This window comes from Ruegeria sp. AJ12 (assembly GCF_056536245.1).
Genome location: NZ_JBQFJJ010000001.1, coordinates 1,085,205 through 1,112,014 on the forward strand (window position 1 = coordinate 1,085,205; position 26,810 = coordinate 1,112,014).

Sequence of the window (26,810 nt, forward strand, 5' to 3'; positions counted from 1 at the left end):
TTGCGCTTTAGCAAACTCAAACTGACCGGCTTCAAAAGCTTTGTGGACCCGACCGATCTGATCATCGCGGACGGGCTGACCGGTGTGGTGGGCCCGAATGGCTGCGGCAAATCCAACCTTTTGGAAGCCCTGCGCTGGGTCATGGGTGAAAATCGCCCCAAATCCATGCGCGGTGGTGCGATGGAGGACGTGATCTTTGCTGGTGCCGCCACGCGTCCGGCCCGTAATTTTGCCGAAGTTGTTTTGTCTCTGGACAATTCCGAACGCCTTGCGCCTTCGGGATTCAACGACAGCGACCAGCTTGAGATCGTCCGGCGCATCACCCGCGATGTGGGCAGCGCGTACAAGACCAACGGCAAGGACGTCCGCGCCCGCGACGTGCAGATGCTGTTCGCCGATGCCTCGACCGGGGCGCATTCACCGGCTTTGGTCGGTCAGAACCGCATCGCCGAACTGATCAATGCCAAACCCCGCGCCCGTCGCCGCATTCTGGAAGAGGCTGCCGGGATCTCGGGTCTCTATCAGCGCCGCCACGAGGCCGAGTTGAAGCTGAAAGCGACCGAGGCCAATCTGACCCGCGTCGATGACGTGCTGGAACAGCTTGGCACGCAACTGGCCCAACTCGCCCGTCAGGCGCGTCAGGCCGCGCGGTATCGGGAGATTGGAGAACTGCTCCGTCAGGCCGAAGGCATGTTGCTCTATCGTCGCTGGAAAGAGGCTGACATGGCCCGGCAGCAGGCCGAGGACAAGCTGCGCGACCGCATTACCGATGCCGCGCGCGCCGAGGCCGCTGCTCGCGAGGCCAGCGCCAAACGCGCCGAGATCGAAGAGACCCTGCCGCCCCTGCGCGAGGAAGAGGCCATCGCTGCCGCCGTCCTGCAGCGCCAGCAGGTTCAGCGCGATCAACTCTCGGATCAGGAAGCCCGTGCCCGTCAGACCATTGAAACGCTGACCGCCCGCATCCAGCAGCTTGGCAACGATATCGAACGCGAAACCGGTCTGAACCGGGATGCCGGGCAGATGATCGAGCGTCTGGAATGGGAAGCCCGTGAATTAACCAAGGCCGCCGAGGGACACGACGAAAAGGTTGCGCAAGCCGCCGAGGTTGCGCGCGAGGCCGCGTCGGTCTTGCAGGATCGCGAAGATCACCTCTCGCAGGAAACCGAGGACATGGCGCGCCTCGTGGCCCGTCATCAATCAGCGCAGCGCCTGGTTGAAGACAGCCGTAAGACTTTGGCCCGATCCGAAGGCGAAGAGGAAAAGGCGCGTACCGCTGTTGAGGAGGCGCAAACGGCGCTGACCCGCGCCGGCGAAGCCTTTGAGGCCGCTCAAAAAGGTGAGGAAGAAGCCCGAGACGCCGCCGATGCCGCCGAACAAGCACTGGCTGCCGCGGATGAGCTGCGCAATGAAACGCAGGGGCGCGAGGCCGAAGCGCGGGCTCAACGCTCCGAGGCCGAAGGTGAATTGGGGGCCATCCGGGCCGAGACCACGGCGCTGGCCAAGCTGGTGGAACGCGACACTGCCGAAGGCGGGCAGGTACTTGATCTGCTGCGCGTGGCACCGGGCTATGAAAAAGCTCTGGGGGCTGCACTGGCCGATGATCTGCGCGCGCCATTGGTTGAGGGCGACGGCCCGTCTGGCTGGGTACAGTTGGCAGGCTATGACGCGGACCAAGCGCTGCCGGATGGGGCCGAGCCGCTGGCGTTGCATGTATCGGGCCCGGATCGGCTCAGCCGCCGGATCGCGCAGATCGGGCTGGTCGATGGCGATCAGGGTGCGCGACTGCAGGCCGCTTTGAAGCCGGGCCAACGCCTCGTGTCGCGATCAGGCGACCTGTGGCGCTGGGACGGGTTCCGCGCCTGGGCCGAAGACGCCCCAAGTGCGGCGGCTTTGCGGCTGGAGCAGTTGAACAAGCTGGAGGCCCTGAAGCAGGAACTCACCCGCACCGAAGCGCAAGCCGAAGGGGCCCGTGCCGCACATGAGACCTTGTCGCAGCAGCTGGCCGAGGTGACCGAAGCCGACCGCCGCGCCCGCGAGGCCCGTCGCGCCGCTGATCAGCGCATGGCGGAAACCGCGCGCGCGCTCAGCCGGGCCGAAGCCGATCGCAATCTGGCGCAGGGCAAATTGGAGACCTTGACGCTGGCCGTCGACCGCCACAAAGAGGATGCCATGTCGGCGCGCGCGCAGTTGCGCGAGGCCGAAGGTGCATTGACCGGTTTGGGCGATCTCGACAGCGCGCGTGCGCAAGTCGAGGACATCAAACAGACGGTCGAGGCCGCGCGGATCACCATGCTCACCCACCGCTCGACCCATGACGAGTTGCGCCGCGAGGGCGAGGCCCGTACGCGGCGCACGCAGGAGGTCACCAAGGATCTCAGCGGGTGGAAGCATCGTCTGGAGACAGCAGAGAAACGCATCTCGGAACTGGCCGAACGCAAGGTGTCCTCCGAGGAGGAGCTATCCGAAGCCACCGCCGCCCCAAGTGAGATTGCCAAGGCGCGCGAGGACCTGAATGACCTGATCGAAACCGCCGAAGCCCGCCGGGCAGAGGCCGCAGACAAACTCGCGGCCGCCGAAACGCATCAGCGCGAGGTTGTTGTGGCCGAGCGAGAGGCAGAGCGTCTGGCCTCCGAGGCACGTGAAACCCGCGCTGCGGCAGAGGCGCGCTGCGATGCGGCCAAGGAAAGCGTTGTCGCTGCCGCCGAACGGATCGCCGAGGATCAGCAACTGACGCCGAACCAGCTGTTGAACCAGTTGGATGTGAACCCGGATCAGATGCCTGCCGCCGATGCGCTGGAGGCGGAAGTGAACCGCCACAAGCGTCAGCGTGACGCAATGGGCGCGGTGAACCTGCGGGCCGAAGAAGACAGCAAAGAGGTTCAGGAAGAATTCGATACGCTGAATAGCGAAAAGGCTGATTTGGAAGAGGCCATCAAAGCGCTGCGCAGCGGCATCTCCAGCCTCAACCGCGAGGGACGCGAGCGCCTTTTGACGGCATTCGAACAGGTGAACTCAAACTTTGCGATGCTGTTCAAGCATCTGTTCGGAGGGGGTGAGGCCAATCTGGTTATGGTCGAAAGCGATGATCCGCTGGACGCGGGTCTCGAAATCATGTGCCAGCCGCCGGGCAAAAAACTCTCGACGCTCAGCCTGCTGTCGGGTGGGGAACAGACCCTGACGGCGACGGCGCTGATCTTTGGCGTCTTCCTCGCAAACCCCGCGCCGATCTGTGTGCTGGACGAAGTCGACGCGCCGCTGGATGACGCCAATGTCACCCGCTTCTGCGATCTGCTGGACGAGATGTGCCGCCAGACCGACACGCGCTTCCTGATCATCACCCACCACGCGGTGACCATGGCGCGTATGGACCGGCTGTTCGGTGTGACGATGCAGGAACAGGGCGTCAGCCAACTGGTGTCGGTCGATCTGAAGAAAGCCGAGCAGATGGTCGCCTGAGCGATCACCGCAACGTTATGACCGATTCACCCAGCGTCAGAGTAGGGTGGCCATATGCTCAGATGGCTTCTCATCTTTTCCGTCGTTTTTGCCGCGCCCCTTTGGGCAAAGGAGTGGCCGGTCAAGCCCGGTGATGTTCCGCTCAGCCAGGCGGAGCTGGATGGATTGGCCGGGCGCACGCTGACCTTCTATGATGACGGCCAGTCGCGGTTCTCGGCCGGTGGCGCTTATTCCTACACCTATGCCAGCGGAGATTCCGCCTTTGGCACCTACAGCATCGCCGATGATGGCAGCGTCTGTATCGCCTATCGCAACGGGTTCAGTCGGTGCGACTTGTATGTCCGCAGCGGTGATAGATTGATCCTGATTGACGAAAAGGGCGACAGATACCCGGTGCGGCCAGAGTGACGGAGTTCAGCTTTGGAGCGATGCGTTTTCACGCGTCAGCTAAGCGGACAAACCCGCCTTATGCAAAAGCGTCTATTGCTGCCGCAGAATTTGTTCGCAATCGCACTATGATTTTCGCTGTGAAGCAGCATGTGTCACCAAAGCAGTCATTGAAAATAACGCCTGAAGGGCGGAATTCAATCGACCCCTTGCCATGACCACGATCCACCCCTTGTAGTGGAGATAACCCACTATTGTCGGCGGTTTACAACAAACCTCAGAAGCGCCTTTTACTCCACTCCGACCATATTTTTGCCACGAACGTTCAATCTATTGGCGAGCATTGAATTTGTTGGGAAATACTGTTGTGAATGCGATTCATTCGGAGTTGGTGCCAGCACCAAGCAATTCTTCTATTTTGACCCTCGAAACCGAGCTGACGAGCCAAGCCCGTACTGAACGATCTCGGCTGGATGCTCGAAGAGCATTCAAGCAGTTTCTTTTATTAGCAATAGCGGTGGGATGTCTGGCAGTAACATTTCTGGCTGAGCTTCTGGGCGGCTTTGTCGCTGCCTGGAATTCCGGGCTTGACCTGAGCACCGCTGGATCCAAACTCTGGGCTCCAATCCCGCTTGGTCTATTTTGTTTTTTTCTCGCCCGGTCACACGCATTGAGCGCTGGAAGTCTATGGGCGGTTTGGAGGGGTCGCGCGCCTGTAATTCTCAGTGCGACAGAACTCTATGATGGCAAAACGCAGTACACTGTCAAGAAAGACTACGTCGAAGTAGTTGAAGCCCACCAGACAGAGGCCTGGCATTTTTCGCATGTATCAAAACCAATGCGCGTTGGGCGGTTTGTGATCTGGAAAAGAGCGAGCTACGGATTGTTTTTTCTTCCAATGCCTTCGGATGAAGACGCCAGAGAGCTCGTGAAGAAGGTGAAAGAAGAAAGCAGGGCGAGGAATTCCAGCGGCTTTAACCCAAAAAACGCTCCGATAGAAGCCAAACACCAGTACATATCCGCGGCCGCAGCCTTTCATGCCTTGGAGGGACTATCCAAAAAACTGGGGACACCCTGTCCCGCCTGGTTGGCCTCAGTCTTCAACTATTTGGCGTATGCATGGATCTCGGGTCTCTCTATTTTTCTCTTTATTGTTTTGTTGACCGGGAAGTCATTGGATGCGGGTTTTCCGTTGTTTAATCAAATCGGTGTCATATTGCTGTTTGTCGCGATGACCACAGCAGCGGTAAATGATTGGCCCTATCTGCCAAAACTGCGCCATCTTCATTACTACCGTCACGGGCTTTTACGAGGTTTCGATTGGGGACTGACGGCAGTGAGTTGCGACAAGGCGGCCATTGAAATCTGGCGTGAAGGTAAACGATTGCGCCTTGATTGGTTTGCGGTTCGTGCTGTTCACAATGAAAACGACCTGACCATTATCGAGACAAAGGATGATCAGTTACATGTCGTTCCGGAAACACCCTCTGCGGCAAATCTCCTTTCCGCGTGCAGGGTGTCTCAGGGGCTGGGACCATGGGCAGACAACAAACGAACGGCAGCACAGAAAGTTGAGAAAAAGAGGTGGTGGCAGACCACATCTGCCAACATAGCAATTTGGGTCATCGTCTTTCTTGTCATATTGGGCTTGCTAAACTTGGTTGGTGCTAAACCTGCGTCAGCGGAACTGCTGCGCGATAAACACCTACCTGGATGGTACGTGGAAGTTTCACAGCAAGATCGGCAAGCGGCTTTGCATGCTGATGCACCCGTTAACCTACCCATTCACGACGAAAAAATCCGAGTCGAAGACAACGGATACCAGAGGGTCAGACAGAGTTTCTTTGCTGTGCATGATCGCTCAACGCTGGAACTCTATGGCGAAGTACAGCTGATGGTGGATCCGAATTTTGAACGCGCCACTCTTCATCGATTGCAGATCCACCGAGATAGCAACGTACTAGACCAACTCGACTTGCCGTTCGAAGAACTCCGGCGCGAACCGGAGCTCAACTCAGGTGTGATGCTGGGCGACATCGAGTATTTCGGTCAGATCGCCGATCTTCGCGTCGGCGACACTGTCGAGATGATCTGGTCGATATCAGCCAGTACACCCGTTTTCTCGGATCAGTTTCACTATCGTTCAGAAGGCGTCAGAGACTGGGGGTGGGAACAGAGGCGCACCTCCATAGACTTGCCCGCTGCAACGCGTTTTGGGCTGAACCACACAGATGAGTTCGATGTGCGGCGTGAAGAGGTTGCCGGCAGGACGATCTTACGATGGGAGCTTGAAAAAGCCGACGAAGACGACAGAAACACACGTTCTGCGGATGATTGGGACGTCTCGAACGATGGGCTGCAACTCTCCACTTTTCAGGATTGGCAGCAGATCGTTCAGGGATTGACCAATGACTATCGAGCCAGACCGGACTTGCTGCCTGATGACCTGGTCAAGCTGCTTGATGCAATGCTGGAACAGTCCGAAGATCCGCAATGGCGCGCGACCCAAGCCCTGCGTCTGGTACAGGACCGGGTCCGGTATTTCAGTGTCTCCATTGGCGAAGGTGGCTGGATACCCCGGTCCCCCGAGGAAGTCTGGCTGAGCGCATATGGCGATTGTAAAGACAAAGCGCTTCTTCTGATTTCCATGCTGGCGCATTTGCAGATCGAGGCCGATGTCGTTCTGGTCGACCACGACATGGGTCCCGCGTTGCCGCGCATGTTGCCATCTCCGTTTATCTTCGATCACGCCATTGTACGTGTCCGCGATCCGCAAGGTGACTGGTTCGTTGACGCCACCGACCTGCTGCAAGGTGGCGTGGGTCGCGAGATCCCACTGAGGGACTTCGCTTGGGGCTTGCCATTGGCAGAACACAGCACCGGTTTGGTTGAAATTGAAAGACATTTTCCTGACGAACCGACCAGAGAGGCCGTGCAGGAATATGTGTTCCTGGATGAAGGCCCGAATGCCGCCGTGCTCAATGTCACAGACACGTGGCGGGGGGTGGAAGCGGACAATATGCGCTGGCGCTATGACGGCGAGGACATGGAGGACCGGAGCAAGCAATATGAGAAGTGGTACGCCAAACGGTTTCCCGGAGCCACGCAATCAGAGGCGATGATCATTGAAGATGATCTCGATGCCAATGTTTTTAAGCTTGTCCAGCGCTACACATTGCCCCGCGAGGGGTTTGAAGAAAAGGACCTTTGGAATGAGCTGAACCACTATGGTTACGCTATTTCTGGTGAGCTTTATGAGTTCGATGACGATGAGGTGCTAGAAGGGCAATCTCGCGTAAACGCTTCGATGCACAACGTCCATAGGGTCGTTATGCGCAATGTTCCTGCCCCGATGAAAGAACCCAACGCGCTTGAGTTCGAAAATGACTTTATCAAATTCGCGACCGGCGGCGAGTGGAACGAGGCAGAAGGAACCTGGGCATACCAGTGGAACCTCAAAACAAAGGAAACAACGCTTAAGCCGGGCGACGAAGATGCATGGAGAGAGGGTGAGGATTATGTCGACAACAACGATGGATACTACGTCTACCTGCATCGTCGGCTGTTTGAAGTCGTCGAAGAAAAGCCAATCTACATGGGGTTGAATGCGACGCAGTTGATGGTTTTCCCGGTCTTCCTGCTGGTCGCAATGCTCATGGTGTTGTTCTTTCGGCAGGGAATACGTGCGGAGGTGCTTGCCGCCAAAGCCAAACAGGAAGAGGGTGAAGGTTGCGAACCCTGACACCGCTTTAGCTGAGCCAAAAGAACATGAACCAATTCCAACATTTCTATGAGTGTTTCAATAGGTCTGGAGCCTTGCGGAATGGGCGAAGATGAATCAGTTTCAATCTACAAAGCCATTCCTGGTGGTGAGGAGTTATTGGGTTGGTTTGGCAAGGTGCCCAGCTTCCACGATGCGGAAGTCCTGGACTTGCATCTAAAAAGCAAGGGGCGCTCAACACTGCGCATTCACGCGTGGAACATGACCAACAAAGTTAGGAACGGTTATTTTGTTCTGGAAAAGCATGCTGTTGTAGAGTTTTCGATTGACCGAATAGTTACCTTGGAGCTTGATGAGTTCAATCATCAGAATGTCATCAATGGGCTGACTCTTTCACGCGTGGAAGCCGGCGAAAAATGCCCAGCCTTTGAGTTGCTGTTGGAGCCGTCGTATGGGCTGGCAGGGATTATTCGCGCGGAAGAGATATCGATCAAGTGCAATCCTGGAAAGCCGGATAAATGACTTTCCTTAAACGACCACTTGGTCCGCGACCTGAAATTTCAAGCTGTTCTGACCGCTGTGCTTATCACGAATGACCGGTTTGCCAGCCGCATTGCAGCACCAGACACCAAGCACTTGCAGCGTTTTTTGCGCTGCGTGCGCGTGCAGCAAAATATCACAATGACCGCCTTGGCTCCAAAGCGGATGAGGTGGGTGGCTCCTGCTCCACCGGCATCGAATGTGCCAAAGTGCAGTTGTGATTGACTGCAAGGAAAGGAGCCACCCAATGACAGTAAAGACCGTCGGCCTCGATCTGGCCAAGGATGTTTTTCAAGTGCACGGCATTTCGGAGAATGGCCGTGTGATCTTCAACAAGGCGATCAAACGCGCGAAGCTGTTGGCGTTTTTTGAGACGTTGCCACCGTGTACGGTTGGCATGGAAGCCTGCGGCTCGTCTCATCACTGGGGCCGTCAGCTGCGCAAATTGGGGCACGACGTGAAGCTCATGCCCGCTGGATACGTCAAACCCTACGTGAAGCGCGGCAAGAACGACGCCGTTGATGCTGAGGCAATCTGTGAAGCGGTCCGTCGACCGACAATGCGATTTGTCGAGATCAAGACGGAAGAGCAGCAAGCCATTCTCTCAATCCACCGGACTCGAGATCTGGCCGTCCGGCAGCGCACCCAACTGGCCAACATGATCCGCAGCCTTTTGCGTGAGTTTGGGCATATCTTGCCCATCGGGATCGAAGCCGTGACGGCTTTTGCAAAGCGTCACCTTGATGGCGACCATCCAGAAATGCCGGAGATCGCCAATGGCATGCTCGGTATCCAGTGCTATCAGTTCCTCGGCCTGAACGAACGCATCGATGGCTATTCTAAGATGATCCAGCAACATGCCCTTCTGAATGCAGATGCGCGTAGATTGATGCGTATGCCTGGTATCGGCCCGATCACGGCGTCGGCGATTGTCACTACGATTGGCGATGCAAAACAGTTCCGGACTGGACGCGATCTGGCAGCGTGGTTGGGACTGACCCCGCTCAACAAATCCAGCGGTGGCAAGGAACGTCTGGGCAAGATCACAAAGCAAGGTGATCGCTACATTCGCAAGCTGTTGGTCGTAGGTATGACATCGCGCGCTGTGATGGCGAAACGTTCGCCAGAGAAGGTCGATTTGTGGACAGCAAAGATCATCGCAGACAAACCGTTCCGACTGGCAACAACTGCCATGGCCAACAAGGCCGCTCGGGCCATCTGGGCAATGCTCACGAAGAAACAGGAATACCGGCAGCCTGCGTTCTAACCGCGCCGATTGCCCACGAGATGCAAGACGTTGAAGTGATGATGCGGAAGTAAGTCAACCAAGAGCAAGGACACTCCGGGAACGGCAGCGGCCCTCTGAGGTCGATAAGCCGATTGGAACCTCGCTTGCGGAACTCATCAGGGCCAGTGGAGGCAATGCCAAAACATAAACAGGCCGGACAGACGACGGTACTGACGAAAACGACCGCAAAAATCACCAGAAAACACTTGCAATGCAGGAGCCACCCACAGATGCCGTTCCCTTACAATTGCTCCAGCAAGCCTGCAGTCGGCCACGCATCCGCTGGCAGCCCCGACCGCGACTGTTCCGCTTGAACCGCCGCTCGGGTCCCGGCCCCCAGAATCCCGTCGATCTTGCCCACATCATACCCACGCGCCTGCAGTTTGCTCTGCAACTGTTTCATCTGTACGCCGGACAGGCCTTGTGCCGGGTTGCCGGCATTGTAGATCGGTGCACCTTCCAGCCGTGTCCCGAAATAGGCGGCGGTCAGGACGTAGACAAAGCTCTGGTTCCATTCGAAATAGACGTCGAAATTCGGGTAGGCCAGAAAGGCGGGTCCTTTGTGCCCTTGCGGCAATATCAGCGAGGCCGGCAGGTTCGACAGCGATCCGTTGCGCGCCTGAACGCCCATAGCTTGCCATTCGGACACCGAACGTGGTTTGCCGGGCCCGGACACAGACCAGTCCATCTGTGCCGGTACCGTGACTTCCTGCAACCACGGCTGCCCGGGTTGCCATCCGAGATGCGACAGCATCTTGGCCCCTGACATCAGCGCGTCCGGGGCCGAGGTTTTCAGCGAGACCTTACCATCCCCGTCGCCATCCACACCATTGTCCAGAATGTCCTGCGGCAGCATCTGGACCATGCCGATTTCTCCAGCCCAGGCACCGGTTGTGCGGGCGGGGTCGAAATTGCCGCGTTGGTACAGCTCGATCGCGGCAAAAATCTGCGGCCTGAACAGCTCGGGTCGGCGGCAGTCATGCGCCAGTGTAACCAGCGCGTTGCGCGTATTGAAGTCTCCCTGAAACGCGCCGTAATCCGTTTCAAATGCCCAGAACGCCAGGAGCACGCCGCGAGAGATACCGTATTCGGCCTCAATCCGGTCGAACACGGCGTCGTATTTGCGCGACATGGACTGCCCGCGCTCGATCCGGTTTTGCGAGATCAGATGACGGGAAAAATCAATGAACGGTTTCTGAAACACACCCTGGGCCCGATCAGCTTGCAGAACCTTGTTGTCCTGTCGCACGCCGTTGAAAAAATCAGTCACAGTGCCTTGGTCGAACCCTTTTTGAGCGGCTTCGGTCTTCAATCCATCGACGAACTGGTTGAACCCACCACCACATTGGGCCAGGGCAGGTGAGATCAAAAGCGTGGCGGCAACGAGGCCAGAAAGAATGCGCATGGTCGAACCGGTCCGATCTTAGAAAACAAAGTTGACGATAACCCACACTGACACGAGACCAAGCGCAAGCCCCCAGACGGTCCAAAGCATGTCACATGCGCGGAAAACCTCGTATGCGCCGATGTCCCGCCGCCCGCTGCGATTGACCCAGGCGAGGTCCCGGACTTGTCCATCATAGCTGCGCGGCCCGGCCAGCGCGACGTTCAGGGCACGCGCCATTGCCGCTTCGGGCCAGCCGGCATTGGGAGATTTGTGGTGCCGCGCATCTTGCGCGATGTCCGACCATTGGGTCCACTGTCTGGAAATGGCGAGGATCATTGCGCCGGTCAGCCGGGCCGGGATCAGATTCAGCAAGTCGTCGAACCGGGCCGAGGCCCAGCCGAATTCCAGATACCTGTCGTTGCGATAGCCGATCATGCTGTCTGCGGTGTTCACGGCCTTGTAGACCAACACCCCCGGCAGCCCGGCTATCAGAAACCAGAACGCCGGAGCGATGACACCATCGCTGAGGTTTTCAGCGGCGCTTTCAATGGCGGACCGGGCGACCTGCGCCTGGGTCATGTCGGCCGTGTCACGTGAAACGATGCGGGCCACCACTTCCCGTCCTTCGCTCAAAGACGCGCGCAAGCCGTCGCCGACGTCCCGAACGTGGGTGACCAGCGATTTCTGTGCCAGTAGAATGGCGCAAACCACGATCTCGACGACCGGACCCAGCAGAGCGAGAAGCAGTCCAGTGGCATAGGCCACCATGACCAGTAGAACCAACGCAGCCAGACCTTTGATCCGACGCCGATGCCCCTTGTTCAGCCGGTCCTCCAGCCACCCGATTGCGGTTCCGATAATCACTGCAGGGTGTCGCAGTCGGGACCACAGCCAATCCGGTTCACCCAGCGCTGCATCCAGACACAGGGCACATACCAACAGCAGCGCAGTGCTCACAGCGCCGCCTCAAGCCGGTCCCAGCCGTCGGTCGGAGGCAAACCAAGGCGCAGGAAAGTTTCGGAATAGGGGAAAATCCGACTCCAGATATGTGCACGGGCCAAGCGATCCTGCCATGCGTGGGCACTGTCGACTTTGTAAAGCCGAAAAAGCGCGGTGCCGCCGACCAGGTCTGCACCTTTGCGCGCCAGCACAGAGTCGAGACGGTTGGCTTCGTTGGTCAGCAACCTACGGGTCTCCACCGCCCAGTCCGTATCTTTCAAAGCACGCGTGCCAACACGCAACGCCGGTCCGGAAACGGCCCAGGGTCCTGTCAGATCATTCAGCGCAGCGATCAGGTCCGGCTGTCCCACCGCAAACCCCAGACGCATCCCCGCAAGGCCCCAGAACTTGCCAAAGCTTTTGAGTATCAGGACACCCGGTCGCGCAGCCAGATGGACCAGGGATGCGTCCGGTATGACGTCGCAAAAGCTTTCATCAATCACGGTCAGCGCCGCGTTGGCGTCGCCCTTGCGCCAGATCCGACCATCAGGGTTGTTCGGATGCACGAGGACACGGGCCTCGGCGGGTCCGTTTTCTGTGACAGTCCAGCCCTGCGCCGAAAACGCGGCGGCATGTTCGTTGTAAGTCGGGGTGGTGATCTGAACGCGCCCCGGTGTTGCCAGCGCAGGTATGCGCGCAATCAGGGCAGATGCGCCAGGCGCGGGCAGGATGGCTGCGCCGTCCGGGACGTGCCAGAACTTGCGCGCAGCACTTGTGAGCCGGTCGAAGGCGCCATGATCCGGCAGGTCCATCCAGTCGCGGGGCAAAAGACCTGAGACATCATAGGGATGGGGATTTATTCCGGTGGACAGGTCGATCCAATCAGACCGGGTTCCGCCATACTGTTTGATCGCGTCATCCAGCCCGCCACCATGATCGCGCCTGGCGCGCGGGTTCAATTCGCCAACTGTGTCCGAAGTTTGCATTATGTACTCAAAATGCCGACTTTAGCCCGCTTGAAGCGGATTTTTGCCATTTTGCCAAGTCAATCCGCATGATCGTAGCCTGCTGAGATCATCGTTAACACTTTGTTAAGGAAATGGCGAGATGACGAACCACGGGGGTCGGCACCACACACCATAGCAAGTGCCGAGGTTGTTGCAAATGAAAGTTCTGATTGTTGAGAGTAACCCCGACCTGGGCCGGGTCTGGAAAAGGTATATGGAAAGGCAAGGCGCTGAGGTCACTCTGTCCGCCAGCCAGGAAGCTGCGATTCTTGCTCTGTACGGGACCGCCTTTGACATCATCGTGCTGGATCTGGTTCTGGAAACCGGCAGCGCATTGGCGGTGGCCGATTTTGCCAGCTACCGCCGCCCCGACGCACGCGTGATCTTTGTCACCAACACCACGTTTTTCTCGGACGGGTCGATCTTTGCCCACAGCCCGAATGCCTGCGCCTATGTCCAAAGCGGAACGCCGCCAGAGGATCTGGCGGCGATGGTAGAACATTACGCAGCAGGCCGCTGACCGCGCCTGTGCGGTTCCATGTAGTCCAGAACCGGGTTTACCGGGATAATCCGGTTTGGGTTTATGGTCTCATGGCTGTAGTGATAGTGGCGCACGATGTGCTTCATGTTCACAGTCTGTGCAACGCCGGGCCACTGGTACAACTCGCGGGTATGGGCCCAGAGGTTCGGGTAATCGATCAGGCGCCGCCGGTTGCACTTGAAATGCAGATGATAGACCGGGTCGAACCGGATCAGGGTGGTGAACAGCCGCCAGTCTGCTTCGGTCAGGCGGTCGCCCATTAGGTAGCGGTTTGAGGCCAGACGATCTTCGAGCCAGTTGAGCGTTTCGAACAGCGGACCAATGGCGGCATCATACGCGTCCTGCGAGGTGGCAAAGCCGGATTTGTAGACCCCGTTGTTGACGTCGGAATAGATACGCGCGTTCACCTCTTCGATCTGATCCCGCATCATCTCGGGCCAGTAGTCATCGCTATTGCCGGTGATCCCGTCAAAGGCCGAGTTGAACATGCGGATGATTTCCGAGCTTTCATTGGAGACGATGGTTTCGCGCTCTTTGTCCCACAGGATCGGCACCGTGACGCGGCCGGAATACGAGGGATCAGCCCTGGTATAGATTTGATGCGCGTAGTCCAGACCGTATAGCGTGTCGCCCGTGGCTCCGAACTCATCGGTCTTGAATGTCCAGCCCTTGTCCAGCATATCCGGGTGCACGACCGAGACCGAGATCAGATCGCTCAGCTCCTTCAACTCGCGGAAAATCAGTGTGCGATGCGCCCAGGGACAGGCGTGGCTGACATAGAGGTGATAACGGCCCGGTTCCGCTTTGAACCCGCCGGTGCCAGATGGGCCGGGGCTGCCATCGGCTGTCAGCCAGTTGCGAAACTGTGCGGCGCTGCGTTTGAACGCGCCGCCGGTGGATTTGGTGTCATACCAGGTGTCATGCCACACCCCATCGACCAACAGGCCCATAACAAGTCCTCCGAAACAAGATTGGCACATAGATAGGCCGATCCCGCGCCGCTTCCTACGCGAGGGCACGCGCAATGGGCCTGCGCCCGTGCACAGCCGGTCTGGATTTCTGTGCAACAGTTTGCTGAGTGGCCGGATTATGTGTCGCGGTTCACTGGATTTTTACGTTCCATCCCCCAAAATAGAAGGCATTAGCGGGGGAACGAATTGATGAGTACCTATGTTTCAAAGGAAATACGCGCTGAACTAAATGCGGCGCGAATCGCTGAGCTCAAAAAAACCAGCCGTCTACGTGTGGAAATGGGCGACAATACTTTCAAGATTCTCAAATTGTGGAAGGATGGTTTTTCCGTCGAAGCCGAAACCACACCCCGTCTGCGCGGGCTGGTTGATATCTACGATGGTGCCAACCACCTGTATCAATGCCTCATCATCGCCGATGAGGAAGAAGGCGGTGAAATGCGTTATGAGTTCAAGCGCAGCACGGCCGCGCACGACAAGGCCCCACTGGATTTCTACCGGGCGCCGGACGCGCCGATAGCGCTGTTGGGTCACGACGATTAGGGGCGGATTTCGACGGTCGTTCCGTTTGCGGTCAGCCGCCAAAGCTGTTCCATCTCGGCATTTGAGACGGCGATACAGCCCGCCGTCCAGTCTCCGGGTAATGTCAGGCCAGAAAGGCCATTTGGCTGTCCATGGATGAAAATGTCGCCGCCGGGGTTCTCGCCACGCTGTTGCGCGCGTTCCAAATCGTCCGGCTGCGGGTAATCGATCCCCAAAGACAGGTGATACGCACTCTGGGGATTGCGCCGGTTGACCTTGAAAATCCCGACCGGTGTTTTTCCGTCGCCTTCTACTTCTTTGTCGCCTTCAGGCGCAAAGCCAAGAGCGATATCGACCTGCATTACAACCGCACCGTTCTGTGAAGCGGTAAGGCGCCGCGCTGATTTTTCAACCAATATGTGGTCGATCCAAGCCGCTTCCGTGGCCATCTGCGGTGCAGGAGGGCGCGGACCATAGCGATGCCAGCCGAACCAACCTGCGCCGGTGACAATCAAAAGCAAGGTTATCAGGCCCAGCCGGCGCATGGCTCACTGTAAATCCGCGAAAGCGCCATTCAGCCGCGCGCAGGCCTCTTCGACCCGTGCGCGCTGTGTTCCAAGGTTGAAGCGCAGAAAATTCTCCCCGCCCGCACCAAATGTGGTGCCGTGATTGACTGCTATCTTGGCTTTCTGCTCGACCCGGTTCGTGAACTCGGCACGCTCCATCCCTGTGCCTGAGAAATCGACCCAAGCCAGGTAGGTCGCCTCCAAGGGCATGGATTGCAGGCCGGGAATACCCGCAATCGCCGCATCGAAAATACGGCGGTTTTCATCGATATACGTGACCAATTCCTCAACCCAAGCCGCGCCTTCGGCAGAGTAGGCTGCGGTGGTAGCGAACTGGCCCACGGAGTTCGAAGCCAGCGACAATGCCAGCATGCGTTTGGCAAACTGACCGCGCAGCTCTGGGTCGGGGATGATGACCTGCCCCGTGTGCAGGCCCGCTATGTTGAACGTCTTGGACGGTGCGGTCAGCATCAGCAATCGGTCGGTGATCTCTGGCGCGGCGTTCTGCATCGGGATATGCGTGTGGCCCGGAAAAACCACGTCTTGGTGAACCTCATCCGACATCAGCAGCAGGTCGTGGCGTTTGGCGAAATCGGCGACGGCCTGCAACTCGGATTGGCTCCAGACCCGGCCGCCTGGATTGTGGGGCGAACAGAGGATGACCATCTTCTCGTTGCCGGTCATCTGTGCGTCATAGGACTCAAAATCCATCTCGTAACGGCCATCGCTATTGACCATCTCGCATTCGACGACCTCGCGGCCAGCATTGCGGATCACCTTGGCGAACGCGTGATAGACCGGGGTGAACAAGACGATGCCGTCGCCCGGTTGTGTGAACGTGTCCAGGCACATGCCCACCCCGTTTACAAGGCCGGTCGTTGTGAAAATCGCGTCCGCCTCAACGTCCCAGTCGTGCCGCGTGCGCATCCACCAGCGGATCGCGTCCGTGTAGGGCTGATCCAGATTGACGTACCCGAAGATGCCGTGGTCCAGCAGTTCCCGCAGCTTGTTCAGTACTGGCGGTGGCGCGCGAAAATCCGTGTCCGCCACCCACATGGCCAAACCGTCCTCGGTCGGCACGCCATAAACCGGCTCCATCATGTCCCACTTTGCGCAATGGGTGCCGTGGCGGTCGATGAGGTCGTCAAAGCTCATGGGGGTCGTCTCCTGTCTGGTCGCAGGGCAAGCTATCCGGAATCGCGTCATGTGCAAGGGGGGCGTTGCGGCGCGACACGGGATGGCCTAAATCAGCCCCATGAAACGCAATATCCTGATCCACCCCGATCCGCGCCTGAAAAAGGTCTGCGCCCCCGTCGCCGATATCACGGACGACCTGCGGGCGCTGGCCGATGACATGCTGGAGACGATGTATGATGCACCGGGCATCGGCCTTGCCGCGCCTCAGGTGGGTGTTCTTGACCGGTTGATCGTGATTGATTGCATCAAGGAAGAGGGTGAAGCGCCGCGTCCCTTGGTCATGTTCAACCCCGAGGTCATCGCATCCTCGGACGAGACCAATGTGTACGAGGAAGGCTGCCTGTCGATCCCCGATCAATATGCCGAAGTTACCCGGCCCAAAGTGGTGGATGTCACGTGGATGGATCGGGATGGCAACTTGCAGACCGAAACCTTTGACGGGCTCTGGGCGACATGTGTGCAGCACGAAATCGACCATCTCAACGGCAAGCTGTTCATCGACTACCTCAAGCCACTGAAACGCCAGATGATCACCCGCAAGATGCAAAAGCTCAAACGCGAGCGCGCACGCGCATGACGGTCCGCCGCTGCCTGCCCTGGCCTGACAAGCACCTGCGCAGCAAGGCCAGCAATGTGACCGAGATCACGGATGAGATCCGGGAGATCTGGGACGACATGATCGACACGATGGAGGCGATGCCCGGCGTTGGCCTCGCCGCGCCCCAGATTGGCATCCTGCTGCGCTTGGCCGTGGTGGATGGTTCGGCTGAACGTGGTAAAGCCGTGCGGCTGGCCAATCCGGAAATCCTGCACAGCTCGGTCGAATTACGCGACCATGAGGAAGCCAGCCCCAACCTGCCGGGTGTTTCGGCCAAGGTCAAACGTCCGCGGGCGGTCACGGTAAAGTACCTGAACGAACATGGAATCGTGGATCGCCGTGATTTCGTGGGGATCGAGGCCACGAGTGTGCAGCACCAGATCGATCACCTCAATGGCAGGATGTATTTCGACCGCCTCAGCAAGGTCAAACGCGATATGCTGCTGCGTAAGGCCAGGAAACAGGGGTAGCAATGCGTGTCGTCTTCATGGGCACCCCGGACTTTTCGGTTCCGGTTCTTGAGGCTCTGGTCGCCGCCGGGCACGAGATTGCGGCCGTCTACTGCCAGCCTCCGCGTCCGGCTGGACGGGGCAAAAAAGATCGTCCAACGCCAGTGCAGGCGAGGGCTGATGCGCTGGGTCTGACCGTTCATCACCCCACCTCATTGAAATCGGCTGAGGAACAGGCCAGTTTTGCCGCGCTGAACGCGGATGTGGCTGTTGTCGTTGCCTATGGCCTTATCTTGCCACAACCGATCTTGGACGCTCCAAAACATGGTTGCCTGAACATTCACGCCAGCCTGTTGCCCCGCTGGCGCGGCGCGGCGCCGATCCATCGTGCGATCATGTCTGGTGATGCAGAAACCGGTATCTGCATCATGCAGATGCAGGCCGGGTTGGATACGGGCCCCGTTCTGTTGCGCAAAGCGATGCAGATTGGGGCCGAGGACACCACAGCTGACTTGCATGATCGATTGTCTTTCATGGGGGCCGAGCTGATCGTCGAAGCGCTGGCCAATCTGCCTGATCTGAAACCCGAACCGCAACCCGAAAGCGGTGTGACCTACGCGACCAAGATCGACAAATCCGAAGCCCGTATCGACTGGACACGCCCGGCGACTGAAATCGATCGCCAGATACGTGGCCTCTCGCCGTTCCCAGGTGCCTGGACCGAGGTCGGGGGCGAGCGTACCAAGCTTCTGGCCTCCCGCCTGACAGCGGGGCAGGGCGCTCCGGGCGAGGTTCTGGACGATGCGCTCCGCGTGGCCTGCGGGCAGGGTGCAATCGAACTGCTGCGCTTGCAAAGAGCCGGCAAAGGCGCGCAGGATAAGGAAACGTTTCTGAGGGGTTGGCCCATTGCAGCCGGCACCCGTCTGTTAGCGGAGTAAGCCAAGTGTTCATGGTCTTGATGGGTACCGTCGTGATTGCGGGGATCGTCGGATACCTGTCGGAAAAGACGGGGTTTACCCACAATGGATACCTTCAATCCATCATCATCTGCGTCGGCGGGGCGTTTTTGTTCTATTTCCTCCGCATCATGTTCGGCATCAGCTTTGGTCCGCCGGGGCTGGATGCAATGATTTCATCCATCGGCGCGCTGATCATCGTCCCGACCCATTGGAGGAAATGAGATGCCCGTTGTTGCCCTGATCGTCATCGGAGCTGCGGCCGGGTTTCTGGCCACTCGCCTGATGCGGATCGAAGCGGATATTCCGACCACCATGCTGATCGGCATTGTCGGCGCATTGCTCGGCGGGTTTCTGTTGCGCACGCTGGCAACCATGATGGGGTGGCTGTCCGGGTTTGTCGGGGCGGTGCTGGGCGCTTTGCTGGTGATCTGGATCTGGCAGACTTACCTGCGACGTCGGTAAACCCTGTTCATCGGGCATCGCACACGCTGGCTGATCCCAGACGCGGCGATGCGCGCGTGGTCAGGTCAAAGCGATCCGCTTCTGCCGCCGTCATCCAATGCATGCTGTCCGCAGGCGCGGCCTCCAGCGTAAACCAATAAAACGCCGCATCCACGTCAATATCTTTGAAGTAGTCCAGATACCGGTCATGTTCGGGGTCGTCCTCGGGCAGTTCGGTGGCCACAATGCCTGAACCCGCCCAACTATGGACCCCCACGCATGCGCCCGGTTGCAGGGTGCGCCGGGTCCCGGCCAGAAACAGGTCGGTGCCGCCCGACGCGACCAGCCCATTGGACGGCACGACCGTGTCGAAGCCTTCGTCATGAACAACCCGGCTGAAGACGACATTTGCATCATCGTCGACGGAGCCTTCGATGTTTTGCAGGACGAGCGTCCGGATGTCCGGGTTCTCGGCGATCACTTCTTCAAAGGCAGACAATGTGGTGTCATCGATCGTACCGGTTGCAATGATCTGATCCCCTTGCGCGACAAAGCTGACCGGGACGTATTGCGCGGTGCAGGACGCCAGCAGGGCAATGCACGCAACGAGAGACGGGAGCGCGTAATTCATTTCAACCTCACGCAATTCTTCTTGGTGGTATCAGTGCACAAGAAGCACGTCCACTCGGCAGCTTACTTGCGAGGCGGGCGAGCCTTGTAGACCGGCAGCCGCCACCCAAACAGCAACGACCCGGCCCGCAACGCCCAACAGACCAGCGCACAGGCACCCAGTGCCGGTAAAGTGGCCAGCCCGAATGTCGTCGCGATCACTGCCGTAAGCGCCCCGGCAAAGGCGCACGAGACGTAAAGCTCGCCTTGTTTCAGAACCAGTGGCACTTCGTTGCAGACCACGTCGCGCATCAACCCGCCCAGACAGCCGGTCGTCACGCCCATCAACACGACAATCACCCCGGATTGCCCAAGTGACAGGGCCGCACCGGTTCCGGCCGCCGCCGCAATCGACAGGGCAAAGCTGTCCAGCCAGACCAGCCAGTTGTAGCGGCTTTCGACCAGGTGGGCCGTGAAGAACACCAATACCGCGGCGGCGACAGCAATCAGGATGTAGTCGGGTTGTCCGACCCAGAAGACCGGATGGCGATCCAGCAGCAGATCTCTGACCGTGCCACCGCCCACGGCGGTGAGACAGGCAACAAAAGCAAAACCCACCAGATCCAGCTGCGCCCGGCTGGCCACCAGCGCCCCGGTCAGTGCAAAGACCAGAACCGAGGCGTAATCCAACAGCGCCAGTATGTTCACGCCTGCGCCTTTTTCGGTTTGAACGGGGCCATGCCCGCCCGGGCCAGTTCGTCGGCTTTTTCGTTTTCCGGGTGGCCCGCGTGACCCTTGACCCATTCCCAGGTCACGTCATGGCGGTCTTGCGCCTCATCCAGTCGTTGCCACAAATCGACATTCTTTACGGGCTTCTTGTTGGATGTTTTCCAGCCGTTCCGCTTCCAGCCAAAGATCCAGCCTGTCACGCCGTTTTTCACATACGCGCTGTCGGTGACGATTGTGATCTTCGACGGGCGGTCCAAGGCGTCCAGGGCGCTGATTGCAGCCAGCAACTCCATGCGATTGTTGGTGGTCTCGGCCTCTCCGCCGTTCAGTTCACGTTCTTTCAGTACCGTGTCACCGTCCATCGCCCGCAACAGAACGCCCCAGCCACCAGGACCGGGATTGCCGGAACAGGCGCCATCGGTATAGGCAAACAGATCAGGCATGCGCGGCCAGTGCAATCCAGTCCGAGACAGAGCCATCCAGCCCGGTTCCACTGCCGAATTTCTGCGAGGTGATGGTAAAACCAGCCTCTTGCAAGTAAATCTTCAACTCTTCCTCGTTGTAATAGCTGTAATACCGTCCCAGACGATCGGGCCCTTCGCCGTGCCCCAGTTTCATCGCGATGAAAAAAATACCGCCGGGTTTCAACGCTTGATGCACGGCTTCAAGGTGGTCCGGGAAATCACTTCGGCTGGCATGCAGCAGACTGAAATTGGCCCAGATACCATCATAGACCGCTACCGCCTCCAAGTTTGAAAACGCTGCCTGCCGTGCCGATACCCCGGCATGCGCCGAGGCCAGCCGAACCATCTCGACCGACGCATCCATCGCTTCGACGATCAGCCCGGCGCGCGCCATAATGGCCGAGGACGTACCCGGCCCGCAGCCCAGATCCAGCACTCGTCCGCCTGTCGGTACTGATTCTATGAACCGGGTCAGCTGAGGGTCGCCGGCATTGTCATCGTCCGTCAGTGCGGCATAGCGCGCGGCTTCCGCATCGTAGACAGAGATCGTGTCGCGCATGCTCATAGATACACCCCAACGGACAGGCAAAGAACCACAATTGCTGTCAGCAGAACACGCAGCTTCATCCACCAGCGCGGTGCCAGTCCCCAATACCAGAACAATACGTCCAACAGCAGTAATCCGACAAAGCCAACGATCAGGTTGATGCCTGCATTCACCGGGCCGCCTCCGGTCATGAAAAACGCCCAGAGCGCGGGCAAGACCGATAGCGCATAGCACGTCGCGGCGCGGCTGCCTGAGGTTTTTGTGGCAAACCCCCATAAGATGCCGGACATGAAACTCAGAATGACGGCGCCATAGAACAGTTGAACATACGGTCCCACCATCCGTGGGCCCAACGCACGCGATCCCCAAGCGGCGAGGTCTCCGTTCAGGTAAGTCAGTGCGCCCCAGACAAACGGGATCAGGCCAGCCAGACCCAGAATCAGGGGCGCGCGGGGCACGCCGTTCATGCGGGCTGCCGCAGGACGCGGGGAACTTTGAACTCAACGTTTTCCACGGCGGTTTCGACCAGTTCAACCGTCACGTCATAGTGTTCACGAAAGGCGTCGATCACTTCGTTCACCAGCACCTCGGGCGCCGAGGCCCCTGCGGTGAGGGCGATGCTGGAAATGCCCTCGAGCGCGCGCCAGTCGATCTCGGTGGCGCGCTGCACCAGTTGCGCATAGTCGCACCCGGCCCGTGCGGCAACTTCCACCAGCCGTCTGGAATTGGACGAGTTCGGCGCGCCGACCACCAGTAGGGCGTCGGATTTGGGCGCGACTTCCTTAACGGCTTCCTGCCGGTTGGTGGTTGCGTAACAGATGTCTTCCTTATGTGGCCCGACAATAGCCGGAAAACGAGTTTGGAGCGCTGTTATGATGTCCCGGGTGTCGTCAACCGACAGGGTCGTCTGGGTCACAAAAGCCAACCGCCCCGGATCCCGTACCTGAACCTGCGCCACGTCCTCGACCGTTTCCACCAACAGGACTTCGCCCTCGGGCAGTTGACCCATCGTACCGACCGTTTCCGGGTGCCCCATGTGGCCGATCATTATCATCTGCAACCCCGCTTCAAAATGGCGCTGGGCTTCGACATGGACCTTGGATACCAGCGGGCAGGTGGCGTCCACATAAATCATCTCGCGCTGAGCCGCCTCGGCAGGGACAGATTTAGGCACGCCATGGGCCGAGAAAATCACCGGGCGGTCATCGGGGCATTCACCCAGTTCCTCAACAAACACCGCACCCTTGGCGCGCAGCCCATCGACGACAAACTTGTTGTGCACGATCTCATGACGCACATAGACCGGTGCTCCCCACTTTTGCAGGGCCATTTCAACGATCTTGATGGCCCGGTCCACACCCGCGCAAAAGCCGCGCGGGGCAGCAAGGTATAGTGTCAGTGGCGGCTTGGTCATGTCGCTGTCTCCTTACGGCACAGGTAAGTCTTTTCCCGGCCTTGGTCCAGACAGGACTACGTCATTCATCTGACATGAATCGGTGTTAGCCAGACGTCGTTTTAGTACCTGATCCTAGTTAAAGATGCGCGGTCAGGATGATCTGTCCTGACCGCGCTTTTTTCATCCCCATCAATGTCAGCGGCGTGATCAGTTGCCGCTGGCAACTGCAACGCTGCGCGGCTCGGCCGGCACCTCGCGCGGGGGGCGACCGATTACGTCCCGCAGATCTTCAAGCTCGATGAAGTTATCCGCCTGCCGGCGCAGCTCGTCCGAAATCATCGGGGGCTGACTGCGGATGGTCGAGACGACCGAAACACGTACGCCCTGACGCTGCAGGCTGGCAATCAGCGGGCGGAAATCCCCATCGCCCGAAAACAGCACGATATGATCGACTCGTGGTGCCAGTTCCATAGCATCCACAGTCAATTCGATATCCATGTTCCCCTTGACCTTCCGACGCCCCATGCTGTCGGTGTATTCCTTGGCCGGTTTCGTCACCATGGTGAAGCCGTTGTAATGCAGCCAGTCGACCAGGGGACGGATCGGAGAATACTCGTCATTTTCCAGTAGCGCTGTGTAGTAGAAAGCTCTAAGCAATTTGCCGCGACGCATGAATTCCTGCCGCAGTAGTTTGTAGTCTATGTCAAAACCGAGTGCTTTTGCCGCTGCATAAAGATTAGAGCCATCGATGAACAGCGCTAGCCGTTCGTCCTTGTAAAACATAAATAGTCCCTTCCGGTATAATCCAGAACGCCGCGTGGTGGTGAGTGAGTGAGTTTCCGGGCGCACTGATGCGACTATAATTAGGGCATTTGCTGTGCACCGCAAGTATGCAGTTTGCCGAATAAAGAGAGTTTAATGGGCGTTTCGTCGCGAAATACTGTACTTGCGCTGGGCGCAAATCTCAATCTGGGCGGAAATGAACCCCAGGTGACCCTTGGCCTAGCCCTTGAGGCGCTTGAGGCTCAGGGTGTGGTGATTCGCGCCGTCAGCCGGTTTTTTTCGACCCCGTGCTTTCCGCCGGGCGCTGGCCCTGACTATGTCAATGCCGCTGCTTTGATTGAAACCGACAAAATACCTGCAGACCTGTTGCAGGTTCTTCATGCTGTCGAGCATCAGTTTGGGCGTGAACGCGCGCAGCGTTGGGGCATGCGGACACTCGATTTGGATCTGGCGGCTTGGGGCGATGCCGTGTTGCCGGATCGCGTGGAATTCGACCGCTGGCTCAACCTCTCGGCACAGGCGCAGCGGCATCAGGCGCCGGAGCATTTGATCCTACCGCATCCCCGCCTGCAGGATCGGGCATTTGTGCTGGTGCCGATGGCCGATGTTGCACCCGATTGGCGGCATCCTGTTCTGGGCAAGACAGTGACCGGGATGATTGCAGACCTGCCCGCCGCAGACGTCGCTGCTGTCACGCCTCTGTGATCCGCGCATTTGCAGCATTTCCTGCTTGTCAAGCCTTGCAATCGGCCTTAGATAGACCTCTTCCTGCCACGGATTCATTTACGGAGAGCGCCCCATGGCCCGCGTTACGGTCGAAGACTGTGTAGACAAGGTTCCCAACCGGTTCGAACTGGTGATGCTGGCGGCCCATAGGGCGCGCGAGATTTCCGCCGGTGCGGCAATCACCGTGGACCGCGACAATGACAAGAACCCGGTCGTGTCGCTGCGCGAAATCGCCGACGAAACCCAGAGCGCTGATGAACTGCGCGAACGCCTGATCGAGGCCAACCAGACCCAGATCGAGGTTGATGAGCCCGAAGAAGATCAAATGGCGCTGCTGATGGGTGCGGAAACAGACAAGCCTGCGGATGACGACATGTCCGAAGAAAAGCTCCTGCGCGCTCTGATGGAGGCTCAGGGCCAGGGGTAAGCCCCAAGACGAAGGTGCGGACCGGATGATTTCAGCTGAAGACCTGATTGCGCTGGTCCGCAACTACAACCCCAAGACAAATGTTGATCGCATCGCCCGGGCCTATGAGTTCGGCAAGCAGATGCATAACGGGCAGTTCCGCCATTCCGGCGAGCCCTATTTCACCCATCCCGTCGCCGTAGCCGCCATCCTGACCGAACAACGTCTGGATGATGCGACCATTATCACGGCGCTCCTTCACGATACGATCGAAGACACCAAGGCCAATTACGGTAAGGTCTCCGAGCTTTTTGGCGATGAAGTTGCCAAGCTGGTCGACGGTGTCACCAAGCTGACCAACCTGCAACTCTCCAGTCGCGAAACCAAACAGGCCGAAAACTTCCGCAAACTGTTCATGGCCATGTCCAAGGACCTGCGGGTCATTCTGGTTAAACTCGCCGACCGTTTGCACAACATGCGCACCATCAAGGCGATGCGTCCGGAAAAGCAGGTCGTCAAAGCACGCGAAACCATGGACATCTATGCCCCGCTGGCCGGCCGCATGGGGATGCAATGGATGCGCGAGGAGTTGGAAGACCTCGCCTTCCGCGTCCTCAACCCCGAGGGGCGTCAGTCGATCATACGCCGCTTTATCACGCTGCAACGCGAAACCGGCGATGTGATCCACCGCATCACCGGCGATATGCGGCACGAGTTGGATAAGGCCGGGATCGAAGCCGAGGTTTTTGGCCGCGCCAAGAAACCTTATTCGATCTGGCGCAAGATGCAGGAAAAGGATCAGGGCTTTTCCCGCCTGTCCGACATCTATGGCTTTCGTATCATCACCGGATCCGAGGAAGATTGCTATCGCACGCTTGGCGCGATTCATCAGCGCTGGCGTGCGGTGCCGGGGCGGTTCAAGGACTATATCAGCCAGCCGAAATCCAACGGTTACCGCTCGATCCACACCACGGTTTCGGGGCGCGATGGAAAGCGGGTCGAGGTGCAGATCCGTACCCGCCAGATGCACGACGTGGCCGAAACCGGAGTTGCGGCGCACTGGTCTTACCGCGACGGTGTACGCTCGGAAAACCCGTTCGCGGTCGACCCGGCCAAGTGGATCGCCAACCTGACCGAACAGTTCGACAGCGAAGAGGATCACGAGGACTTCCTCGAAGCCGTCAAGCTCGAGATGTATTCGGACCAGGTGTTCTGCTTCACGCCCAAGGGTGACGTTGTCAAACTGCCCCGTGGGGCCACGCCAATCGACTTTGCCTATGCGATCCACACGCGTATCGGTCATGCCTGCGTGGGGGCCAAAGTGGATGGGATTCGTGTTCCCTTGTGGACCCGGATCAAGAACGGGCAGTCGGTGGACATCATCACTGCAGATGGACAGACACCGCAGGTCACATGGCTTGAGATCGCAGTGACCGGCAAGGCGCGCACCGCCATCCGCCGCGCCCTGCGCGAGGTGGACCGCGAACGTTTCATCAAGCTGGGCAAGGAACTCGCCCGCGCCGGTTTCGAGAATGTGGGGCGTAAGGCAACCGACAAGGCACTGGACACAGCCGCCAAACACCTGCGCCTGAAGGACCGGCATGAATTGCTGGCCCGGTTGGGCAGTGCGGAACTGACAGCGCATGAAGTGATCAGTGCGGTCTACCCCAAGCTCACTCAGGATGATGGCGATGCCGTCCCTTTGAGACGTGCGGTGATCGGCCTGGAAGCAGGACAGAAATTCGACCGTGCGCCGTGCTGTCAACCGTTGCCCGGCGAACGCATTGTGGGCATTACCTATCGCGGTAAGGGCGTGGTTGTGCACGCCATCGACTGCGACAGGCTGAGCGAGTTCGAAAAGGAACCCGATCGCTGGGTCGATCTGCACTGGCATTCAGGCACCCATGCGGCCGTCTACGGTGCGACACTGGACCTGACCATCGGTAACGATGCCGGTGTGTTGGGGCGCATTTGCACGTTGATCGGCGAGAAAAAGGCCAATATTTCGAACCTGCAGTTCGTCGATCGCAAACCGGATTTTTACCGCCTGTTGATCAATGTCGAACTGCGGGACCTCGAACAGCTGCACTCGCTGATGCTGATGCTCGAGGCTGAAAGCGATGTTGCGGCGGTTGAGCGGTATCGGGACAGGACTAAATCCGCTGTAGCGGCTGGTTGAGA

The 26,810-nt window shown here is 58.6% G+C and carries 28 protein-coding genes; 15 read left to right on the forward strand and 13 right to left on the reverse strand.

The window, feature by feature from the left end; genetic code table 11:
- From ACR3E0_RS05495 to ACR3E0_RS05515, 5 genes are all read left to right on the forward strand, one after another.
- Positions 1–3,456 carry a chromosome segregation SMC family protein gene (locus ACR3E0_RS05495; RefSeq protein ID WP_480476939.1) on the forward strand — a complete coding sequence of 1,152 codons (3,456 nt, stop codon included), beginning with the start codon at positions 1–3 and terminating at the stop codon, positions 3,454–3,456.
- Between the two features lie 54 nt (positions 3,457–3,510).
- Complete coding sequence (locus ACR3E0_RS05500; RefSeq protein WP_480476941.1) at positions 3,511–3,864, forward strand: hypothetical protein; 354 nt, start codon at positions 3,511–3,513, stop codon at positions 3,862–3,864.
- Between the two features lie 322 nt (positions 3,865–4,186).
- Positions 4,187–7,585 (forward strand): DUF3857 domain-containing transglutaminase family protein, encoded by a 3,399-nt coding sequence (locus tag ACR3E0_RS05505; RefSeq protein WP_480476943.1) that lies wholly within the window; start codon positions 4,187–4,189, stop codon positions 7,583–7,585.
- A gap of 81 nt (positions 7,586–7,666) precedes the next feature.
- Entirely contained in the window at positions 7,667–8,086 is a 420-nt protein-coding gene (locus ACR3E0_RS05510) for an Imm50 family immunity protein (protein ID WP_480476945.1), read from the forward strand.
- 265 nt (positions 8,087–8,351) lie between these two features.
- Positions 8,352–9,371, forward strand: coding sequence for an IS110 family RNA-guided transposase (locus ACR3E0_RS05515; protein WP_480476947.1), 1,020 nt, complete (start codon positions 8,352–8,354; stop codon positions 9,369–9,371).
- Between the two features lie 262 nt (positions 9,372–9,633).
- Here the strand turns inward: ACR3E0_RS05515 and ACR3E0_RS05520 are convergent, their stop codons facing one another.
- Genes ACR3E0_RS05520 through ACR3E0_RS05530 form a run of 3 tightly spaced genes read right to left on the reverse strand, consistent with a single transcriptional unit; the run spans position 9,634 to position 12,704 of the window.
- On the reverse strand, positions 9,634–10,797 hold the full coding sequence (locus ACR3E0_RS05520; protein WP_480476949.1) for a lytic murein transglycosylase: 1,164 nt from the start codon (positions 10,795–10,797) through the stop codon (positions 9,634–9,636).
- An 18-nt stretch (positions 10,798–10,815) separates the two neighbouring features.
- A complete protein-coding gene (gene cbiB / locus ACR3E0_RS05525; protein WP_480476951.1) occupies positions 10,816–11,736 on the reverse strand; it encodes an adenosylcobinamide-phosphate synthase CbiB in 921 nt (306 codons plus the stop codon).
- The gene (locus ACR3E0_RS05530; protein WP_480476953.1) at positions 11,733–12,704 is read right to left on the reverse strand and encodes a threonine-phosphate decarboxylase; all 972 of its coding nucleotides are present in this window, start codon (positions 12,702–12,704) and stop codon (positions 11,733–11,735) included. Before ACR3E0_RS05530 ends, cbiB begins: the two co-directional genes overlap by 4 nt.
- 178 nt (positions 12,705–12,882) lie before the next feature.
- On the opposite strand from ACR3E0_RS05530, the gene ACR3E0_RS05535 reads away from it, so the two are divergent.
- Positions 12,883–13,245, forward strand: a complete 363-nt coding sequence (locus ACR3E0_RS05535; RefSeq protein WP_480476955.1) for a response regulator transcription factor — start codon at positions 12,883–12,885, stop codon at positions 13,243–13,245.
- Here ACR3E0_RS05535 and ACR3E0_RS05540 read toward each other — a convergent pair.
- Entirely contained in the window at positions 13,227–14,216 is a 990-nt protein-coding gene (locus ACR3E0_RS05540; protein WP_480476956.1) for a glutathione S-transferase family protein, read from the reverse strand. The two genes, ACR3E0_RS05535 and ACR3E0_RS05540, sit on opposite strands and share 19 nt — an antisense overlap.
- A 210-nt stretch (positions 14,217–14,426) precedes the next feature.
- On the opposite strand from ACR3E0_RS05540, the gene ACR3E0_RS05545 reads away from it, so the two are divergent.
- Positions 14,427–14,780, forward strand: a complete 354-nt coding sequence (locus tag ACR3E0_RS05545) for a hypothetical protein (protein WP_480476957.1) — start codon at positions 14,427–14,429, stop codon at positions 14,778–14,780.
- Here ACR3E0_RS05545 and ACR3E0_RS05550 read toward each other — a convergent pair.
- Together ACR3E0_RS05550 and ACR3E0_RS05555 are read right to left on the reverse strand one after the other, a co-directional pair.
- A complete protein-coding gene (locus tag ACR3E0_RS05550; RefSeq protein ID WP_480476958.1) occupies positions 14,777–15,304 on the reverse strand; it encodes a L,D-transpeptidase family protein in 528 nt (175 codons plus the stop codon). The genes ACR3E0_RS05545 and ACR3E0_RS05550 overlap by 4 nt on opposite strands.
- 3 nt (positions 15,305–15,307) lie before the next feature.
- A complete protein-coding gene (locus ACR3E0_RS05555) occupies positions 15,308–16,480 on the reverse strand; it encodes a MalY/PatB family protein (protein WP_480476959.1) in 1,173 nt (390 codons plus the stop codon).
- Between the two features lie 100 nt (positions 16,481–16,580).
- On the opposite strand from ACR3E0_RS05555, the gene def (ACR3E0_RS05560) reads away from it, so the two are divergent.
- Genes def (ACR3E0_RS05560) through ACR3E0_RS05580 form a run of 5 tightly spaced genes read left to right on the forward strand, consistent with a single transcriptional unit; the run spans position 16,581 to position 18,990 of the window.
- Positions 16,581–17,099 (forward strand): peptide deformylase, encoded by a 519-nt coding sequence (def, locus tag ACR3E0_RS05560; RefSeq protein ID WP_170435152.1) that lies wholly within the window; start codon positions 16,581–16,583, stop codon positions 17,097–17,099.
- Complete coding sequence (def, locus tag ACR3E0_RS05565; RefSeq protein ID WP_480476960.1) at positions 17,096–17,590, forward strand: peptide deformylase; 495 nt, start codon at positions 17,096–17,098, stop codon at positions 17,588–17,590. The genes def (ACR3E0_RS05560) and def (ACR3E0_RS05565) overlap by 4 nt, the downstream gene beginning before the upstream one ends.
- A gap of 2 nt (positions 17,591–17,592) precedes the next feature.
- Positions 17,593–18,507: a methionyl-tRNA formyltransferase gene (gene fmt, locus ACR3E0_RS05570; protein WP_480476961.1), complete on the forward strand. Its 915-nt coding sequence runs from the start codon at positions 17,593–17,595 to the stop codon at positions 18,505–18,507.
- 5 nt (positions 18,508–18,512) lie between these two features.
- Positions 18,513–18,749: a hypothetical protein gene (locus ACR3E0_RS05575; protein WP_170435158.1), complete on the forward strand. Its 237-nt coding sequence runs from the start codon at positions 18,513–18,515 to the stop codon at positions 18,747–18,749.
- 1 nt (position 18,750) lies between these two features.
- On the forward strand, positions 18,751–18,990 hold the full coding sequence (locus tag ACR3E0_RS05580; RefSeq protein ID WP_480476962.1) for a GlsB/YeaQ/YmgE family stress response membrane protein: 240 nt from the start codon (positions 18,751–18,753) through the stop codon (positions 18,988–18,990).
- 7 nt (positions 18,991–18,997) lie between these two features.
- Here ACR3E0_RS05580 and ACR3E0_RS05585 read toward each other — a convergent pair whose 3' ends face one another.
- The 7 genes from ACR3E0_RS05585 to ACR3E0_RS05615 form a co-directional block, all read right to left on the reverse strand.
- Positions 18,998–19,600 carry a COG3904 family protein gene (locus ACR3E0_RS05585; protein ID WP_480476963.1) on the reverse strand — a complete coding sequence of 201 codons (603 nt, stop codon included), beginning with the start codon at positions 19,598–19,600 and terminating at the stop codon, positions 18,998–19,000.
- 62 nt (positions 19,601–19,662) lie between these two features.
- Positions 19,663–20,286, reverse strand: a complete 624-nt coding sequence (locus ACR3E0_RS05590) for a trimeric intracellular cation channel family protein (RefSeq protein WP_480476964.1) — start codon at positions 20,284–20,286, stop codon at positions 19,663–19,665.
- Positions 20,283–20,750, reverse strand: coding sequence for a ribonuclease HI (gene rnhA / locus ACR3E0_RS05595; RefSeq protein WP_480476965.1), 468 nt, complete (start codon positions 20,748–20,750; stop codon positions 20,283–20,285). Before rnhA ends, ACR3E0_RS05590 begins: the two co-directional genes overlap by 4 nt.
- Entirely contained in the window at positions 20,743–21,330 is a 588-nt protein-coding gene (locus tag ACR3E0_RS05600) for a class I SAM-dependent methyltransferase (protein ID WP_480476966.1), read from the reverse strand. The genes rnhA and ACR3E0_RS05600 overlap by 8 nt, the downstream gene beginning before the upstream one ends.
- 2 nt (positions 21,331–21,332) lie before the next feature.
- Positions 21,333–21,785 carry a DUF3429 domain-containing protein gene (locus ACR3E0_RS05605; protein WP_480476967.1) on the reverse strand — a complete coding sequence of 151 codons (453 nt, stop codon included), beginning with the start codon at positions 21,783–21,785 and terminating at the stop codon, positions 21,333–21,335.
- The gene (ispH, locus tag ACR3E0_RS05610; protein ID WP_480476968.1) at positions 21,782–22,732 is read right to left on the reverse strand and encodes a 4-hydroxy-3-methylbut-2-enyl diphosphate reductase; all 951 of its coding nucleotides are present in this window, start codon (positions 22,730–22,732) and stop codon (positions 21,782–21,784) included. The genes ACR3E0_RS05605 and ispH overlap by 4 nt, the downstream gene beginning before the upstream one ends.
- 189 nt (positions 22,733–22,921) lie before the next feature.
- Positions 22,922–23,497, reverse strand: a complete 576-nt coding sequence (locus ACR3E0_RS05615; RefSeq protein ID WP_170435173.1) for a LabA-like NYN domain-containing protein — start codon at positions 23,495–23,497, stop codon at positions 22,922–22,924.
- 135 nt (positions 23,498–23,632) lie between these two features.
- Here ACR3E0_RS05615 and folK point away from each other — a divergent pair, with 135 nt between their 5' ends.
- The 3 genes from folK to ACR3E0_RS05630 all read left to right on the forward strand — a co-directional run bounded on the left by folK (position 23,633) and on the right by ACR3E0_RS05630 (position 26,808).
- The gene (folK, locus tag ACR3E0_RS05620; RefSeq protein ID WP_480476970.1) at positions 23,633–24,202 is read left to right on the forward strand and encodes a 2-amino-4-hydroxy-6-hydroxymethyldihydropteridine diphosphokinase; all 570 of its coding nucleotides are present in this window, start codon (positions 23,633–23,635) and stop codon (positions 24,200–24,202) included.
- A 94-nt stretch (positions 24,203–24,296) separates the two neighbouring features.
- Complete coding sequence (gene rpoZ, locus ACR3E0_RS05625) at positions 24,297–24,650, forward strand: DNA-directed RNA polymerase subunit omega (protein ID WP_480476972.1); 354 nt, start codon at positions 24,297–24,299, stop codon at positions 24,648–24,650.
- 25 nt (positions 24,651–24,675) lie between these two features.
- Complete coding sequence (locus ACR3E0_RS05630; RefSeq protein ID WP_480476974.1) at positions 24,676–26,808, forward strand: RelA/SpoT family protein; 2,133 nt, start codon at positions 24,676–24,678, stop codon at positions 26,806–26,808.
- Positions 26,809–26,810: the final 2 nt, after the last annotated feature.

Coding starts and splice junctions, on each gene's coding strand:
- ACR3E0_RS05530 (WP_480476953.1), bottom strand. CDS start 12,704: ATGCAAACTTCGGACACAGTTGGCGAATTGAACCCGCGCGCCAGGCGC.
- ACR3E0_RS05580 (WP_480476962.1), top strand. CDS start 18,751: ATGCCCGTTGTTGCCCTGATCGTCATCGGAGCTGCGGCCGGGTTTCTG.
- ACR3E0_RS05605 (WP_480476967.1), bottom strand. CDS start 21,785: ATGAACGGCGTGCCCCGCGCGCCCCTGATTCTGGGTCTGGCTGGCCTG.
- ACR3E0_RS05500 (WP_480476941.1), top strand. CDS start 3,511: ATGCTCAGATGGCTTCTCATCTTTTCCGTCGTTTTTGCCGCGCCCCTT.
- ACR3E0_RS05630 (WP_480476974.1), top strand. CDS start 24,676: ATGATTTCAGCTGAAGACCTGATTGCGCTGGTCCGCAACTACAACCCC.
- def (WP_480476960.1), top strand. CDS start 17,096: ATGACGGTCCGCCGCTGCCTGCCCTGGCCTGACAAGCACCTGCGCAGC.
- ispH (WP_480476968.1), bottom strand. CDS start 22,732: ATGACCAAGCCGCCACTGACACTATACCTTGCTGCCCCGCGCGGCTTT.
- ACR3E0_RS05510 (WP_480476945.1), top strand. CDS start 7,667: ATGGGCGAAGATGAATCAGTTTCAATCTACAAAGCCATTCCTGGTGGT.
- rpoZ (WP_480476972.1), top strand. CDS start 24,297: ATGGCCCGCGTTACGGTCGAAGACTGTGTAGACAAGGTTCCCAACCGG.
- ACR3E0_RS05550 (WP_480476958.1), bottom strand. CDS start 15,304: ATGCGCCGGCTGGGCCTGATAACCTTGCTTTTGATTGTCACCGGCGCA.
- ACR3E0_RS05535 (WP_480476955.1), top strand. CDS start 12,883: ATGAAAGTTCTGATTGTTGAGAGTAACCCCGACCTGGGCCGGGTCTGG.
- fmt (WP_480476961.1), top strand. CDS start 17,593: ATGCGTGTCGTCTTCATGGGCACCCCGGACTTTTCGGTTCCGGTTCTT.
- rnhA (WP_480476965.1), bottom strand. CDS start 20,750: ATGCCTGATCTGTTTGCCTATACCGATGGCGCCTGTTCCGGCAATCCC.
- folK (WP_480476970.1), top strand. CDS start 23,633: ATGGGCGTTTCGTCGCGAAATACTGTACTTGCGCTGGGCGCAAATCTC.
- ACR3E0_RS05520 (WP_480476949.1), bottom strand. CDS start 10,797: ATGCGCATTCTTTCTGGCCTCGTTGCCGCCACGCTTTTGATCTCACCT.
- ACR3E0_RS05585 (WP_480476963.1), bottom strand. CDS start 19,600: ATGAATTACGCGCTCCCGTCTCTCGTTGCGTGCATTGCCCTGCTGGCG.
- ACR3E0_RS05540 (WP_480476956.1), bottom strand. CDS start 14,216: ATGGGCCTGTTGGTCGATGGGGTGTGGCATGACACCTGGTATGACACC.
- ACR3E0_RS05615 (WP_170435173.1), bottom strand. CDS start 23,497: ATGTTTTACAAGGACGAACGGCTAGCGCTGTTCATCGATGGCTCTAAT.
- ACR3E0_RS05545 (WP_480476957.1), top strand. CDS start 14,427: ATGAGTACCTATGTTTCAAAGGAAATACGCGCTGAACTAAATGCGGCG.
- ACR3E0_RS05555 (WP_480476959.1), bottom strand. CDS start 16,480: ATGAGCTTTGACGACCTCATCGACCGCCACGGCACCCATTGCGCAAAG.
- ACR3E0_RS05600 (WP_480476966.1), bottom strand. CDS start 21,330: ATGCGCGACACGATCTCTGTCTACGATGCGGAAGCCGCGCGCTATGCC.
- ACR3E0_RS05515 (WP_480476947.1), top strand. CDS start 8,352: ATGACAGTAAAGACCGTCGGCCTCGATCTGGCCAAGGATGTTTTTCAA.
- def (WP_170435152.1), top strand. CDS start 16,581: ATGAAACGCAATATCCTGATCCACCCCGATCCGCGCCTGAAAAAGGTC.